This window comes from Paracoccus sanguinis (genome assembly GCF_012689545.1).
GTDB classification, from domain to species: Bacteria; Pseudomonadota; Alphaproteobacteria; order Rhodobacterales; family Rhodobacteraceae; genus Paracoccus; species Paracoccus panacisoli.
This window is the reverse complement of sequence record NZ_CP051542.1, coordinates 223181-238287: the sequence shown is the minus strand read 5'-3', so window position 1 is coordinate 238287 and position 15107 is coordinate 223181. Positions and strand designations below refer to the sequence as shown.

Below are 15107 nucleotides of genomic sequence, written 5' to 3'. Positions count from 1 at the left end.
TGGACATGACCCGGATCATCGACAGCCTGGCCGAGATCGCCGACGGCTATGACGTGCTCTTCTGCGACCTCTGGGGCTGCGTGCACAACGGCAAGGTGGCCTATCCGGCCGCCATCGCCGCGCTGCAGGCGTTCCGGCAGGGCGGCGGCAAGGTGGCGCTGATGACCAACGCGCCCCGCCCGCGCCGCTTCGTGGCCGAGCAGATCGACCGCCTGGGCGTGCCGCAGGACGCCTGGGACGACATCGTGACCTCCGGTGACGCGGCGCAGGACGCGATGTTCGCGGGCCGGGTCGGGCAGAACGTCTGGCACGTCGGGCCCGAGCGCGACCTCGGGTTCTTCACCGAGACCAGCGATCCCCGCGCGCCCGGCATCCGCCGCGTGGCGCTTGAGGATGCCGAGGGGATCGTCGTCACCGGCCCCTACGACGACATGACCGAGACGCCCGAGGACTACCGCGCCCGGCTGGAGGCCGCGCAGGCCCGCGGGCTGCCGCTTCTCTGTGCCAACCCCGACATCGTGGTGGATTACGGCGAACAGCGGCTCTACTGCGCCGGCGCGCTGGCCCAGCTCTACGAAGGGATGGGGGGCGAGGCGCTTTATTTCGGCAAGCCGCACGCGCCGATCTATGACCTCGCCCGGCGCCGGCTGGGCGTCAGCGGCGGGCGCGAGCTTGCCATCGGGGACGGAATCGGCACCGATGTTGCAGGGGCCGTCGCGCAGGGGATCGATTCGATCTTCGTCACCGGCGGGCTGGCGGCCGAGCACATGGGGGGCGACGTGGAACGACCCGAGGACAGCCTGCTGCGCGCCTGGCTCAAGGCCGAGGGCATCGCCCCGACCTATGCCATCGGGCGGCTGCGGTGAGCGCCCGCCCGATCGCCTCGCCGCCTGATCCCGCGCCCGCCGCGACGCGGGTGGGGCACGTCCACCTCAAGGTGGCCGACCTCGACCGGGCGATCGCCTTCTATTCGGGCGTGCTGGGGTTCGAGGTGATGCAGCATTATGGCACCCGCGCGGCCTTTCTCGGCGCCGGCGGCTATCACCACCACATCGGGCTCAATACGTGGGAGTCGGCCGGGGCCACGCCCCCGCCGCCGGGTCACACCGGGCTCTATCACAGCGCCTTCCTGTATCCCGACCGCGCCGCGCTCGGGCGGGTGCTGGCGCGGGTGCTGGCCGCGGGCATCCCGCTCGACGGCGCGGCCGACCACGGGGTCAGCGAGGCGCTCTATCTGCGCGACCCGGACGGCAACGGGGTCGAGCTCTACCGCGACCGCCCGCCCGCGGAGTGGCCGGTGGACGCGGAAGGCCGGGTGCAGATGGGCAACGCGCCCCTCGATCTCGCGGCGCTGCTGGCCGAGGGCGGCGCGCTGCCGGACACCGACGCCCCGTGACCTGACGTCGCAACATTATTATCCCCCACGCCGCGACGACGGTATATTCTTGCCCGACGGTCATCGACCTGTTACGCCGCAATGCAGCGAACGGGCCTTTTGACGGGCCAGTGAACGGGCCAGCGAACCGGGGATACCCATGATGCTCGACAATCCGCCGCGGGATAACCAGTTTCGGGGCACCATCGTCATCGAGGACCTCGAGGTGGGCATGATCCGCACCCTGCAGAAGCAGGTGACGGACGCCGACATTGAGATGTTCGCCACCATCTCGACCGACCGCAACCCGGTGCACCTGGACGAGGAATACGCCCGCGACACGATCTTCGAGGGGCGGATCGCGCACGGGATGCTGACCGCGGGCCTCATCTCGGCGGTGATCGGCGAGCAGTTGCCCGGCCACGGCACGGTCTATCTGGGCCAGACGCTCAAGTTCATGGCCCCCGTGCGCCCCGGCGACGTGGTCCGGGCCGAGGTGCAGGTGGACGCCATCGACCATGCCCGCCGGCGGGTCACCCTTGCCACCCGCTGCCTCGTCGGCGATACCGTCGTGCTGAAAGGCGAGGCGGTGGTTCTGGCGCCGTCCCGCAAGTTCGACTGAGGGCCGCGCTCCGGCCCGCTCTCCCGCGCGTGAGGCCGATGCAGAACCCCCCCATGCATATCCACCGCGACTGGCGCGGCCTGCCAGCGTCGGCGCGCGGCGCCAGCGTGGCGATGGGCAATTTCGACGGCGTCCACCTGGGCCACCGCGCGGTGATCGACGCGGCCCGCGCCGCCCGGCCCGACGCGCCGCTGGGGGCGGTCACGTTCGAGCCGCATCCGCGCGAGTATTTCGCCCGCGCCGCCGGGCGCAGCGAGCCGCCGTTCCGGCTGATGAACCCCGAGGCGCGGGCCAACCGGCTGGCCCGGCACGGGGTGGCGCAGCTCTACGAACTGCCCTTCGGCCCGACGCTCGCGGGGCTGACCCCCGAAGAGTTCGCCCGCGAGGTGCTGGCCGAGGGGCTGGGCGTCGTCCACGTCGCCGTGGGCGCCGATTTCCGCTTCGGCCGCGGCCGGGCCGGGGACAGCGCCGCGCTGGCCGAGCTGGGGCAGGCGATGGGCTTCGGGGTCACCATCGTGCCGCTGGTCGGCGGCGACGAGCCTGCCAGCTCGACCGCGATCCGCGTCGCGCTCTCCGAAGGGCGGCCGCGCGATGCCGAGGCGATGCTCGGCCACTGGCACCGGATCGAGGGCGAGGTGCTGCACGGCGCGCAGCGCGGCCGCGAGCTGGGCTATCCGACCGCGAACATGGCGCTGGACGGGCTGCATCTGCCGAAGCTTGGCGTCTATGCGGTGCTGGTCGAGGTGCTGACCGGCCCGCACCGCGGCCATTATCGGGGCGTCGCCAGCCTCGGCGTGCGGCCGATGTTCGGCGAGAACACCCCGAACCTCGAGACCTATCTCTTCGATTTCTCCGGCGATCTCTACGGCGCGCATCTGTCGGTGGCGCTGGTCGACTACCTTCGCCCCGAGGCGAAGTTCGACAGCCTCGAGGCGCTGGTGGCGCAGATGGACGACGACGCCGCCCGCGCCCGCGCCATCCTGGCGGCCGGCTGATGCGCCCGCGCTTCTGGGAACTGCCGCTGGCCGAGCTCAGCGCCGCCGAGTGGGAGGCGCTCTGCGACGGCTGCGGCAAGTGCTGCCTGAACAAGATCGAATACGAGGACGACGGCAGCGTGGATTTCACCCGCGTCGCCTGCCGCCTGCTCGACGGGCAGAGCTGCCGCTGTTCGTCCTATCCCAACCGCCACGACTTCGTGCCCGACTGCGTGGTGCTGACGCCCCAGAAGCTGCGCGACATCGCCTGGTGGCTGCCCGCGACCTGCGCCTATCGGCTGCGCGCCGAGGGCAAGCCGCTCTACGACTGGCACCACCTGATCTCGGGCGACCCCGAGGCGATCCACCGCGCCGGCGCCTCGGTCCGCGGCTGGACGGTCAGCGAGCTGTCGGTGACCGAGGACGAGTGGGACCAGTATGTGATCGAGGATCAGTCATGAACTTCGGCTCGGACAACGCCTCGGGCGTCCACCCCCGGATCATGGCCGCGCTGGCGGCGGCGAACGAGGGGGCGGCCGCCTCGTATGGCCGCGACGCGCTGACCGCGCAGGCGGTCGAGGCGGTGCGTGAGATGCTGGGCGCGCCCGACGCGGCGGTGTTCCTGCTCGGCACCGGGACCGGGGCGAACGCGCTGGCGTTGGCGCAGCTCTGCCCGCCCTGGGGGCGGATCTTCTGCCACCGCACCGCGCATATCGAGACCTCGGAAAGCGGTGCCCCGGCCTGGATGGCGGGCGGCGCGCAACTGGCGCTGGTCGAGGGGGACGCGGGCCGGATGACAGCGGCGACGCTCGCCCAGCGGATCGCGGACTACCCGCAGGTCGACGAGCACGACGGGCGGAACGCGGCCGTCTCGATCACCAACGCGACCGAGTGGGGGACGGTCCACGACGCGGCCTCGGTCGCGGCGCTGGCAGGGGTCGCGCGCGAGGGCGGGATGGCCGTCCACATCGACGGCGCCCGCTTTGCCAACGCGGTGGCGGCGACCGGGGCGGCGCCCGGGGATCTGACGTGGCGCGCGGGCGTCGACGCGCTGTCGCTCGGGGGGACGAAGAACGGCTGCCTCGCGCTCGAGGCGGTGGTGTTTTTCGACCCCGACCGGGCCCGCGACTTCGCCTTCCGCCGGATGCGGGCCGGGCATCTGTGGTCCAAGCACCGCTTCCTCGCCGCGCAGATTCTGGCCTGGCTCGAGGGCGGGCTGTGGCTCGACCTCGCCCGCCACGCCAACGCCGCCGCGGGCGAGGTGGCGGCAAGGCTCGCCGCAGCGGGCCACACCCCGCTGGTCCCGGTCGAGGCGAACGAGATCTTCGTGCGGCTTCCCGTGCCCGAGATCGCCCGCCTGCGCGCTGCGGGCCTGCGCGCGGCCGACTGGCCGGCCGAGGGCGACGACGCCGGGGCGGCGACGATCCGGCTGGTGACGAGCTGGGCCACCACCGACGCCGAGATCGCGGCGCTGGGGGCGGCGCTCTAAGCCAGCGCGCCCAGCACCATCCGCAGCGCGTGCTCGACCGTTGCCGCGCGCACGGCGTGGCGGCCGCGGGGGCCGAACTCGACCGTCTCGGTCCGCACGCCCGCGGGCGTGGCGAGGCCGAAACAGACCCGGCCCTCAGGCTTGAATTCGGACCCGCCGGGCCCCGCGATCCCCGTCACCGCGACGGCCATCCCGGCGCCTGACCGCGCCTGCGCGCCGGCGGCCATCTCGGCCGCGACCGCCTCGCTCACCGCGCCGTGGGTGGCGAGCGTCGCAGCCGACACCCCGAGCATCCGGGTCTTGGCGGCGTTCGAGTAGGTGACGAAGCCGCAGTCCACCACGTCCGACGACCCCGGCACCTCGGTCAGCGCCGCGGCGATCAGCCCGCCGGTGCAGCTTTCCGCCGTGGCGAGCGTCACGCCCCGGGCGCGCGCGGCGGCGAGCACCTCGGCCGCGAGCCCCTCGGCCATCACATCAGCCCGTGCGAGATGCCTGCCGCGACGATGGTGGCAAGCGCCGCAAAGAGCCCCGCCCAGAGGTCGTCGAGCATCACCCCGTCGGCGTCCGCGCGGGCATCGGCGCGGCCCACGAGCCACGGCTTCCAGATGTCGAAGAGCCGGAAGAACAGGAACGGCGCCACCAGCCCCGGCCAGGGGATGACCGAGGCGGGCAGCCCGGCGAACCAGAACCCCGCCGAGGCGGCGCAGAAGGCGATGAGCTGGCCCGCGACCTCGTCGATGACGATCTCGCTGCGGTCCTTGTCGGCCATGCCGGCCGTGAACCGCCGCACCGACCAGAACCCAAGCGCGATGGCCGCCAGCGTCGCCGCCGCCACGAGGGGGAAGTGCCCCACCCGGTGCAGGGCGTAGCCGAGCCCGATCGTCACCGCCGAGGCCCAGGTGCCGGGCGCGGGGCGCAGGTGGCCGATGCCGAAGAGGGTGGCAATGGCGCGGTCCATCAGACGCCTCCGATCAGGGTGGCGGTGGCGAGGGCGGCGATGCCTTCCTCGCGCCCGGTGAAGCCGAGCCGTTCCGAGGTGGTCGCCTTGACGCTGACGCGGGCGGGCTCGACCCCCATGATGTCGGCCAGCCGCGCCTGCATGGCGGCGGCGTGGGGGCCGATCTTCGGCCGCTCGCAGACCAGCGTCACGTCGGCGTTGCCGAGCCGGAAGCCGCGCGACCGCGCCAGCTCGGCCGCGTGGCGCAGGAAGATCTCGGACGCCGCGCCCTTCCACTGCGGGTCCGAGGGCGGGAAGTGCCGGCCGATGTCGCCCTCGGCCAGCGCCCCGTAGATCGCGTCGGTCAGCGCGTGCATCCCCACGTCGGCGTCGGAATGGCCGACCAGCCCGCGCTCATGCGGGACCAGCACCCCGCAGAGCCAGACGCCCTCGCCGGGGCCGAAGGCGTGCACGTCGTAGCCGTTCCCGAGCCGCACATCCATGCCGGCCTCCATTATCCGTCCGGCGCGTTCGAGATCGCCGGGATAGGTCAGTTTCAGATTGTCCTCGTCGCCCGCGACGATGGTGACCTCGATTCCGGCGCGGCGGGCGAGTTCCACGTCGTCGGCCGCCCCCTCGGTCGCGGCGCGATGGGCGGCGAGGATGGGGCCGAGCGCGAAGCCCTGCGGGGTCTGGGCGCGGAACAGCCCGTCGCGGGCGGCAAACCCCGTCACCCGGTCGCCCGCGCCGCGCCACAGCGCGTCGGTGACGGGCAGGGCCGGGGCGGCGGCGGGCGCCCCCTCGGCCAGCGCCGTCAGGACCCGGGCGATCACCGCCTGCGAGACCAGCGGGCGGGCCGCGTCGTGGATGAGCACACGGGTCACGCCCGCGCCCTCGAGCGTCTCGAGCCCGGCGCGGACGCTCTCGGACCGCGTGGCGCCGCCCGCGACCAGCACCACGGGGCCGGCGAGTTCCTCGACCGCGCGCTCCATGTCCTCGGGGGCGACGATGACCACCACCCGGGCGAAGCCGCGAAAGGCCGCGATGCTGCGGGCGATGACGCTTTGCCCGGCGAGGCTCTGCCACTGCTTCGGCGCCGCGCCGCCCATCCGCGTGCCGCGCCCGGCGCCGGTGACGAGCACCGCCGTGGTGGCCGCAAGGGGCGGCAGGGGGGAAGGGGGACCGTTGCGCATCGCCCTGCGGATACGCCAAGCCCGCCCGGGTCGCAACCGCGCCCCGCGGGCGGGCTCCCATCGCCCCCCCCCCTCGCACCCGGGCCGGATCGCCGCTATATCCCCTTCGCATCACCCGCCGCCGCGACAAGGAGCCCGCCATGGCCGACCCCACCCCCTCGGATGCCGCCAAGGACGCCGCCGCCCGCGCCGCGGTGGCGCTGGTCGAGGACGGGATGCGCCTCGGGCTCGGCACCGGCTCGACCGCGGTGTTCATGGTCCATCGCCTGGCCGAGCGCATCCGCGCCGAGGGGCTGCGCCTGCGCTGCGCCGCGACCAGCCGGGCGACCTGCGAACTCGCCGGCCAGCTAGGCATCCAGATCGAGGAGCTGGACGCGATCGGCTGGCTCGACCTGACGCTCGACGGCGCGGACGAGATCGACCCCGACCTGAACCTGATCAAGGGCGGCGGCGGCGCGCATCTGCGCGAAAAGATCATCGCCGCGGCCTCGGACCGGATGGTGGTCATCGCCGACCCGACCAAGGTGGTCGAGCAGCTCGGCGCCTTTCATCTGCCCGTCGAGGTGCTGGGCTTCGGGGTCGAGGCGACGCGCATCCACATCCAGCGCCTGCTCGACGCGATGGATCTGAGCCAGCGCCCGATGCTGGTGCGCCAGCGTGACGGCGCGGCGTTCCGCACCGACGAGGGCAACCTGATCCTCGACCTGTCGCTCGAGTGCATCCCCGACCCCGCGGCGCTGGCGCGCGGGCTGAACGCGGTGCCGGGCGTGGTCGAGCACGGGCTTTTCCTGAACATGTGCCAGCTGGCGCTGATCGGCAGCCCGGACGGCTCGGTCATCGAGCTGACCCGGACCGAGGATTTGACATGAGCTTCGACTACGACCTCTTCGTGATCGGCGGCGGATCGGGGGGCGTGCGCGCCGCCCGCATCGCCGCCTCGCAGCACGGCGCCCGCGTGGGGCTGGCTGAGGAAAGCCGCATGGGCGGCACCTGCGTGATCCGCGGCTGCGTGCCGAAGAAGCTGATGATCTTCGCCTCGGGCGCCCCCGCCGCCGCCGTCGAGGCGCGCGGCTACGGCTGGTCCGGGGCGACCGAGGGGCGCTTCGACTGGCCGCTCTTCCGCGGCAAGCTGCACGAGGAACTCTCGCGGCTCGAGGGGCTCTACGCGGGCGGGCTGCGCGCCGCGGGCGTGGACATCCACCCCCAGCGCGCGAAGCTCGCCGATCCGCACACGGTCGAACTGGCCGACGGGACGCGCCTGACCGCCAAGCACATCCTGATCGCGGTCGGCGGGCGCCCGAGCCTGCCCGGCATCCCCGGCGAGGAACTGGGGCTGATCTCGGACCACCTGTTCGATCTCGACACGCTGCCCGCGCGGGTGCTGATCGTCGGCGGCGGCTTCATCGCCTGCGAATACGCGACGATCCTGAACGGTCTCGGCTGCGACACCACCATCGCCTATCGCGGCGACAAGCTGCTGCGCGGCTTCGATGGCGAGTGCCGGACGCTCGCCACCCACCAGATCGAGAACCTGGGCATCACCCTGCGGCTGAACGACAGCCCGACGCGGCTGGACCGCGACGGCGCGGGCATCCGCGCCAGCTTCTCGGGCGGCGGGGCCGAGACCTATGACGCGGTGATGTTCGCCACAGGCCGCGCGCCCTACACTGGCGGGCTGGGGCTGGAAAACACCGGCGTCATCGTGGGCGCGCGCGGCCAGATCGAGGTGGACCAGTGGTCGCAGACCGCGGTGCCCTCGATCTACGCGGTGGGCGACGTGACCGACCGGGTGAACCTGACCCCGGTTGCGATCCGCGAGGGGCACAGCTTCGCCGACACCGTGTTCGGCGCCCAGCCGCGCTGCGTCGATCACAGCCTGATCGCCAGCGCCGTCTATCTGCGCCCGCACGAGCTCGGCACCATCGGCCTGACCGAGGAAGAGGCCGCGGAACAGGGCCCGATCGAGGTCTATGCCGCGAGCTTCCGCCCCATGCGGTCGCTGTTCGCCGGGTCCGAGGCGCGGGCGCTGATGAAGCTGATCGTCTGCGACCGGACGCGGCGGGTTCTCGGCTGCCACATCTTCGCGCCCGAGGCGGGTGAGATGATCCAGCTCGTCGCCGTGGCGATGGGGATGGGGGCGACCAAGGAACAGTTCGATGCGGCGATGGCGGTCCACCCGACGCTGGCCGAAGAGCTGGTGACGATGCGCGCGCCGGTCCGCCGGGCCGGGGGCGCCACGGTCTGAGAGGGCGGCCCCGGGTGACCTGCGGCGCGGCGGGCGGGGAGCCCGCGGCCGAGGTTCGGGGCGGTTGGCACTTGTCCTCACGGGGTTTCCCCCTAGTTAGGACCAGAGTTTGGACGAAAGGCGTGACGATGGCACAAGGACCTTGGGGCGGCGGCAGCGGCGGCAACGACGACGAGCGTCCGCCGCGCCCGCAACCTCCGCGCCCCGAGGGCGGGCGCGACGGGGGGCGTGACGGGGGCCGCCCCGACCGGGGCGAGACGCCGCGGCCCTGGGGCCAGCCGGGGGGACAGCAGCAGCCGCCGCAGGGTGGCCGCCGGCCCGAGACGCAGGTGCCCGAGATCGAAGAGCTGATGCGCAAGGGCCAGGACCGCCTGCGCGTGCTGATGGGCGGGCGCGACGGCGCGCCGCGTCCGGGCGGGCCGCGCGGCCCGATGGGCACCGGCCCGACCCTGCCGCGGATGGACCGTGGCAAGTGGGGGATCGCGGCGCTGGTCGCCGTCGGCCTCTGGGCCGCCTCGAGCTTCTATACCGTCGACACCGGCGAGAAGTCGGTCGAGCTGATGTTCGGCCGCCCCTATGCCGTCCGCGACGAGGGTCTGAACTTCGCGCCCTGGCCGCTGGTCACCCGCCAGCTTGTCGCCGTCACCGGCGAACGCACGATCGAGATCGGCGCCGGGCGCGACGCGCTTGACAGCGGGCTGATGCTGACCCGCGACCAGAACATCGTCGACATGAGCTATCAGGTGGTCTGGAACGTCTCGAACCCCGAGCAATTCCTGTTCAACCTCGCCGACCCCGAGGGCACCATCCGCGCCGTCGCCGAAAGCGCCATGCGCGACATCGTGGCGCGCTCGGAACTCGCCCCGATCCTCAACCGCGACCGCGGCCAGATCGCCCGGGACGCCGAGATGGCGATCCAGGCGACGCTCGACAGCTATCAGTCGGGGATCAACGTGGTCCGCGTGAACCTCGGCCGCGCCGACCCCCCGCAGGAGGTGATCAACAGCTTCCGCGAGGTGCAGGCCGCCCAGCAGGAACGCGACCGGCTTGAGAAAGAGGCCGACGCCTATGCCAACCGCGTGCTCGCCAACGCCCGCGGTGAGGCCGCGGCGATGGTCGAGCAGGCCGAGGCCTATCGCGCCCAGGCCGTCAACGACGCCCAGGGTGAGGCCGCGCGCTTCAATTCGGTGCGCGAGGAATACGTCAAGGCCCCGGACGTCACCCGGCGGCGGATGTATCTCGAGACGATGGAGCGCGTGCTCGGCAGCGTGAACAAGGTCATCATCGAAAGCAGCGCCCAGGGCGGGCAGGGCGTCGTGCCCTATCTGCCGCTCGACCAGCTCCGCCCGCAGGGCGGGCAGGTGGGCCAGCAGCAGATGGGCCAACAGACGGGGCAGGTGGCCCCGCAGATGGGCCAGACCGGACCCGTGGACCAGTCCGCAACCCCGGCGCTGCCGGGCCAGACCGTGATGGGGGGCAACTGACATGCGCCGCGCGCTTTCCTTCTTTGCCCTGCCGGTCGTGGTCGTCGTCGGCCTTCTGGTGATGGCCTCGATCTACATCGTCGACGTGCGCGAAAAGGTGCTCGTCCTGCGCTTCGGCGAGGTCGTGGCGGTCCGCGAGGAGCCAGGCCTCGGCTTCAAGATGCCGGTCATCGACCGGGTGGTGCGCTATGACGCGCGCATCCTCGGCCTGCCGACCGACCCGATGGAGGTCACGCCGCTCGATGACCGCCGCCTCGTGGTCGACGCCTTCGCGCGCTGGCAGGTGAACGACCCCGTGACCTTCCGCCGGGCCACCGGCGAGGGCGGCATCGACTTCGCCCAGAACCGGCTCGCCGGCATCCTCAACAACGCCATCCGGCAGGTGCTCGGCTCGGTGCCCTCGACCGCGGTGCTGTCGCAGGACCGCACCAACCTGATGGGCCAGATCCGCGACGCCGCCCGCGGCGAGGCCGAGGCGCTCGGGGTGCAGATCATCGACGTGCGCCTGACCCGCACCGACCTGCCCGAGCAGAACCTGACCGCGACCTACGCCCGGATGCGGGCCGAGCGCGAGCGCGAGGCCGCCGACGAGATCGCCCGCGGCGGCGAGGCCGCGCAGCGCGTCCGCGCCACCGCCGACCGCACGGTGGTCGAGCTGACCTCGGACGCCCGCCGCCGGTCCGAGATCGTCCGCGGTGAGGCCGATGCGCAGCGCAACGCCATCTACGCCCAGGCCTTCGGGCAGGACCCGGAGTTCTTCGCCTTCACCCGCTCGATGACCGCCTATGAGCGGGCGCTGCGGGGGCAGAACAGCTCGCTCGTGATCAACCCCGAAGGCGAGTTCTTCAGCTACCTCGGCGCGGGCGGCAATCCGAACGGGGTGAGCCCGGTCGCGGTCCCGCCCGAGGTCGCAGCGGCCGTGCCCGCCGACGCGCCCTCGACGGCCGAGGTCGCAGCCGAAGCCGCCGCCCAGGCCGCCGCGGCGGCCGAGGCGGCTGCGGCGACCGCCGCCCGCGCCGAGGGCGGCGCGGAAAGCGAGCCGGGCGAGGCGACCATCGCGGTTCCCGACGCGGTCGGCACCGTCCCGGGCCTTGAGGGTGAGTCTGCGGTCGGCACCGCGACCGACGCGGCCCCCGGCACCGTCCCCGCCACTACGGCCCCGGCCGACGCGCCGGCGCCGGCGCCCGAAGCTACGGCGCCTGCCGCGGACCCGGTGGCGACCCCCGCCGCCCCGGCCGATTCGGTGCCGCCGGCCAACTGACGCGTCCCGCCATCGCGCAGGGATCGAGGCGCAGCCCCCCGGGGCTGCGCCTTTTCGCGTCGCCCCGTCCGCTCGGCGCTTGCGTCAACCGCCTGCGCCCCTCACGATGAAATGACGATCCGCACTGTTGCCTTGTCGCCACGAGCGACCACATTGGCCGCACCCGACCCGCCGCCGGACGGGCTCACGATCCGGTCACCTGACGGAGATCAAACGCATGACATTCCACGGACTTACCCGGCGCACGGGGCTCGCCGCCTCGACCCTCGCGCTGACGCTCGCGCTGGCTGCGCCGGGCCTGGCCCAGCAGGCCCAGCCGACGCCCCCCGCGCCGCCGCCGGGCGTCGAGCAGCAGGTCCTGCCGCCCGCGGGCAGCGCCATGGCGCCGCAGGACATGCCGCAGACGACCACCACCCCCGACCAGCCGATGAACGGCAAGGTCCCCGAGGCCGCCAACGCCAACGCCCCGATCGACGTGCAGAAGGCACCGGTCGCCAGCGGCCAGTCGGTCATGCCCGACAGCTTCGCCGACATCGTGGCCCAGGTCAGCCCGGCGGTCGTGAACATCACGACCACCGCGGTCGTCTCGCGCCCCGTGGCGCAGGGGCCGATGTTCCCCGAGGGCAGCCCGTTCTCGGACCTGTTCCGCGACTTCGGCATTCCGGGCGTGCCCGGAATCCCCGGCGGGCCTGACCAGGGCTCGCCCTTCGGCAACCGCGGGCCGATGCAGCAGGAACGCTCGAACGCGCTCGGCTCGGGCTTCGTGGTCTCGGCCGACGGGTTCATCGTCACCAACAACCACGTCATCGACGGCGCCGACGAGATCGAGATCGAGTTCTACTCGGGCGCCAAGCTGCCCGCGAAACTGGTCGGGACCGACCCCACCACCGACATCGCCGTGCTGAAGGTCGAGGCGGAAAAGCCGCTGCCCTTCGTCAAGTTCGGCAACTCGGACAGCGCCCGGGTGGGCGACTGGGTGCTGGCGCTCGGCAACCCGCTGGGGCAGGGGCTGTCGGCCTCGTCCGGGATCATCTCGGCGAAAAGCCGGGCGCTGACCGGCACTTATGATGACTTCATCCAGACCGACGCCGCGATCAACCGCGGCAACTCGGGCGGGCCGCTCTTCAACATGGCGGGCGAGGTCGTGGGCGTGAATACCGCGATCCTGTCGCCCAACGGCGGCTCGATCGGGATCGGCTTCTCGATGGCCTCGAACGTTGTCAGCAAGGTCGTCGACCAGCTGCGCGAGTTCGGAGAGACGCGCCGCGGCTGGCTGGGGGTCAAGATCCAGGACGTGACGCCCGACATCGCCGCCTCGCTGGGGCTCGCCTCGGAAACCGGGGCGATGGTGACGGACGTGCCCGCGGGGCCCGCGGCCGACGCCGGGGTGAAGGCGGGCGACATCATCACCCGCTTCGCCGGCGGCGATGTGGCCGACACCCGCGACCTCGTACGCCGGGTGGCGGACGCGCCGGTGGGCGAGGCCGTGGACGTGACCGTGCAGCGCGCCGGCCAGCCGGTCGAGCTGAAGATTACCCTCGGGCGGCGCGAGCTGGCCGACGCCGACGGCAGCGGCGAGGGCAACGACGGCGCTCAGTCGCAGGGCGGTGACGGCCGCACCGTCCTCGGCATGACGCTGGTGCCGATCACGCCCGAGCTGGCCGCCCGGCTGCGCCTGCCCGAGGGGGCCAAGGGCCTTGTCGTGCAGGACATCGACGCGACCAGCGACGCTTCGGCCAAGGGGCTGCAGACCGGCGACGTGATCGTCGAGGCGGGCCAGCAGCCGGTGACGACGCTGGCCGACCTGAACGCGCGCATCGCCGAGGCGAAGGACGCGGGCCGCAAGTCGGTGCTGCTCTTGATCCGCCGCGAGGGCGAGCCGCGCTTCATGGCGCTGTCGATCGAGTAAGGCCGCGCGCCACGCCGGCACGCAAGGGGCGCCCGCGGGCGCCCCTTTCTTCATCCGGTCCGCGGCGCGCGCGTCGGGCGCGCACCGCGGGGGCAGGGCTCACTGGTTCGTCGCGACCGTGGCTTCCAGCGCGGTGAAGCCCGCGGTGAAGCCCTTGAGCGACATCGTCAGATTCACGAGGTCCTTGGCCGGGTCGGCGCCGAAGGGCAGCAGCGTGACCTTGCCCGAGCTGCCGCGCTTCATCGCGCCCAGCTCGTCGGCGGTCATGCCGATGCGCGAGACGCAGCCGATCGGGGCGCAGACGAGGAACGGGTAGCGGTGCTCCTTGCCGGTGTCGATCTGCAGCCCGAGCGCGGCCTGCAGGTCGGTCTCGAGCGGGGCGACGAAGTTCAGGATCGCCGCGGCCTTGCCCGAGAACGGGATGATCGAGACTTCCGCGACCGGCTTCTGCCCCTCGTCCTTGAGCAGCTGGTAGAGCTCGCACGGGTCCTTGCCGTCGGCGGTCTTGAGGCAGCGCAGCAGCCAGTCGTCGTGGGTCGACTTGGTGTAGTAGCTGCCGACCGCATCCGCGGCGGGCGCAGCCGGGGCGGCGCCGGCCGCCGGGGCCTCTGCGGCCGGGGCCGCAGGGGCGGCGGCGGCGTCAGCCGCGGGGGCGGCGCCGGCCTCGGGCGTCGCCGCGGGGGCGGTCGCAGCCGGGGTGGCCTCGGCGGCCGCGGCAGCATCGCTCGCAGCTTCGGCGGCCGAGTCGGCGGCGGCTTCGGCGGCCTTGGCCGCGTCGGTCGCGGTCGCCGCGGCATCCTTGGCCGCCTCGGTCGCGGTCGCGGTGGCGTCCTTGGCGGCTTCGGTCGCGGCGGCGGTGGCGGCGTCGGTGGCGGCGTCGGTCACGGCTTCGGCCGCGGCGGGTGCGGGCGGCACCACGACCGGGGCGGTCGTCGTCGCATCGGTCGCGGTCTGCGCCAGTGCGGCGAGCGGCGCGACGGCCAGCAGTGCGGCCAGGACGGCGGTTGAGGTTCGAGCCATGTCTGTTCCTTTCAGGGCAGGGCGCTGTCAGCGCGAAAGACGCTGGCCGCGCTGGTAACACGCCGGATCGGGACTGTCAGGGGTGGGGCAGTCACCTTTGTGTAGAGCCGGCGGCGACCCGCGCGGGGCAGGGGGTGCTGGGTCACACGGGCGTTCCATCGCGCCGTTGACCCCGGTCAGAACGGCCGACCGCCGCATCGCAACCCCTTGTCACGGAAAGGGGGATGCGGCGCGAGCGCTGCATCCCCCTCGTCCCCTGTAGGACTTGGCCGTTTCTGCGCGTGACGTTAGTCGCAAGCCACCCGCCCGTCAATGCGCCCGAGGGCCGCCCGAACGGCCGGTTTCGCCCCGCGACAACGTGCCGCCGGCGTCCTCCGGCGAGGCTCGATCGGCCGCTCGGCGACCCTCCCCTCCCCGCGCCGCGGGGCACACAAAAAAGCCGCGCCCGGAGGCGCGGCCAGTGGGTACGGAGGAAGCATCGGACCCTCGCCCGTCAACGATCCGACAGGGACACTCTGGCACCAAGTCGTTAATTTTGTATTGTTGTCCCGCGCGCCCCGTTGCGGCGCACCCGACCCGCTGCACGAAGGCCGCCCCC

Annotated in this window: 14 protein-coding genes and 1 pseudogene; 11 read left to right on the top strand and 4 right to left on the bottom strand. The window is 73.1% G+C overall.

Translation table 11 applies throughout. The annotated features are described in order from the left end of the window. Window positions 1-5: 5 nt before the first annotated feature. From HGN31_RS01120 to HGN31_RS01095, 6 genes are all read left to right on the top strand, one after another. On the top strand, window positions 6-866 hold the full coding sequence (locus HGN31_RS01120) for a TIGR01459 family HAD-type hydrolase (RefSeq protein ID WP_168782075.1): 861 nt from the start codon (window positions 6-8) through the stop codon (window positions 864-866). Continuing rightward, window positions 863-1396: a VOC family protein gene (locus tag HGN31_RS01115; RefSeq protein WP_244961084.1), complete on the top strand. Its 534-nt coding sequence runs from the start codon at window positions 863-865 to the stop codon at window positions 1394-1396. Before HGN31_RS01120 ends, HGN31_RS01115 begins: the two co-directional genes overlap by 4 nt. A 142-nt stretch (window positions 1397-1538) precedes the next feature. Then, on the top strand, window positions 1539-1997 hold the full coding sequence (locus tag HGN31_RS01110; protein WP_036702086.1) for a MaoC family dehydratase: 459 nt from the start codon (window positions 1539-1541) through the stop codon (window positions 1995-1997). A 53-nt stretch (window positions 1998-2050) separates the two neighbouring features. Next, window positions 2051-2992 (top strand): bifunctional riboflavin kinase/FAD synthetase, encoded by a 942-nt coding sequence (locus tag HGN31_RS01105; RefSeq protein ID WP_168783764.1) that lies wholly within the window; start codon window positions 2051-2053, stop codon window positions 2990-2992. Further along, the gene (locus HGN31_RS01100; RefSeq protein WP_168782074.1) at window positions 2992-3432 is read left to right on the top strand and encodes a YcgN family cysteine cluster protein; all 441 of its coding nucleotides are present in this window, start codon (window positions 2992-2994) and stop codon (window positions 3430-3432) included. Before HGN31_RS01105 ends, HGN31_RS01100 begins: the two co-directional genes overlap by 1 nt. Beyond that, window positions 3429-4460, top strand: a complete 1032-nt coding sequence (locus HGN31_RS01095) for a threonine aldolase family protein (RefSeq protein ID WP_168782073.1) — start codon at window positions 3429-3431, stop codon at window positions 4458-4460. Before HGN31_RS01100 ends, HGN31_RS01095 begins: the two co-directional genes overlap by 4 nt. On the opposite strand, the gene HGN31_RS01090 is transcribed toward HGN31_RS01095, so the two are convergent. Genes HGN31_RS01090 through HGN31_RS01080 form a run of 3 tightly spaced genes read right to left on the bottom strand, consistent with a single transcriptional unit; the run spans window position 4457 to window position 6590 of the window. Then, window positions 4457-4930, bottom strand: coding sequence for a CinA family protein (locus HGN31_RS01090; protein WP_168782072.1), 474 nt, complete (start codon window positions 4928-4930; stop codon window positions 4457-4459). The two genes, HGN31_RS01095 and HGN31_RS01090, sit on opposite strands and share 4 nt — an antisense overlap. Beyond that, window positions 4930-5418, bottom strand: coding sequence for a phosphatidylglycerophosphatase A family protein (locus tag HGN31_RS01085; RefSeq protein WP_168782071.1), 489 nt, complete (start codon window positions 5416-5418; stop codon window positions 4930-4932). Before HGN31_RS01085 ends, HGN31_RS01090 begins: the two co-directional genes overlap by 1 nt. Further along, a complete protein-coding gene (locus tag HGN31_RS01080) occupies window positions 5418-6590 on the bottom strand; it encodes a bifunctional 2-C-methyl-D-erythritol 4-phosphate cytidylyltransferase/2-C-methyl-D-erythritol 2,4-cyclodiphosphate synthase (RefSeq protein WP_168782070.1) in 1173 nt (390 codons plus the stop codon). The genes HGN31_RS01085 and HGN31_RS01080 overlap by 1 nt, the downstream gene beginning before the upstream one ends. A gap of 140 nt (window positions 6591-6730) precedes the next feature. Here HGN31_RS01080 and rpiA point away from each other — a divergent pair, with 140 nt between their 5' ends. The 5 genes and pseudogenes from rpiA (at window position 6731) to HGN31_RS01055 (ending at window position 13489) form a co-directional block, all read left to right on the top strand. Beyond that, on the top strand, window positions 6731-7459 hold the full coding sequence (gene rpiA / locus HGN31_RS01075; protein WP_036702066.1) for a ribose-5-phosphate isomerase RpiA: 729 nt from the start codon (window positions 6731-6733) through the stop codon (window positions 7457-7459). Further along, complete coding sequence (gene gorA / locus HGN31_RS01070; RefSeq protein WP_168782069.1) at window positions 7456-8835, top strand: glutathione-disulfide reductase; 1380 nt, start codon at window positions 7456-7458, stop codon at window positions 8833-8835. The genes rpiA and gorA overlap by 4 nt, the downstream gene beginning before the upstream one ends. 128 nt (window positions 8836-8963) lie before the next feature. Beyond that, window positions 8964-10319, top strand: coding sequence for an FtsH protease activity modulator HflK (gene hflK, locus HGN31_RS01065; RefSeq protein WP_168782068.1), 1356 nt, complete (start codon window positions 8964-8966; stop codon window positions 10317-10319). Window positions 10320-10380: 61 nt separating this feature from the next. Then, a pseudogene (gene hflC / locus HGN31_RS01060) lies at window positions 10381-11176 on the top strand (protease modulator HflC); the annotation flags it as partial. Between the two features lie 915 nt (window positions 11177-12091). Continuing rightward, window positions 12092-13489, top strand: coding sequence for a Do family serine endopeptidase (locus tag HGN31_RS01055; RefSeq protein WP_244961183.1), 1398 nt, complete (start codon window positions 12092-12094; stop codon window positions 13487-13489). Between the two features lie 99 nt (window positions 13490-13588). Here HGN31_RS01055 and HGN31_RS01050 read toward each other — a convergent pair whose 3' ends face one another. Then, window positions 13589-14509 (bottom strand): invasion associated locus B family protein, encoded by a 921-nt coding sequence (locus HGN31_RS01050; RefSeq protein WP_168782066.1) that lies wholly within the window; start codon window positions 14507-14509, stop codon window positions 13589-13591. Between the last annotated feature and the right edge of the window lie 598 nt (window positions 14510-15107).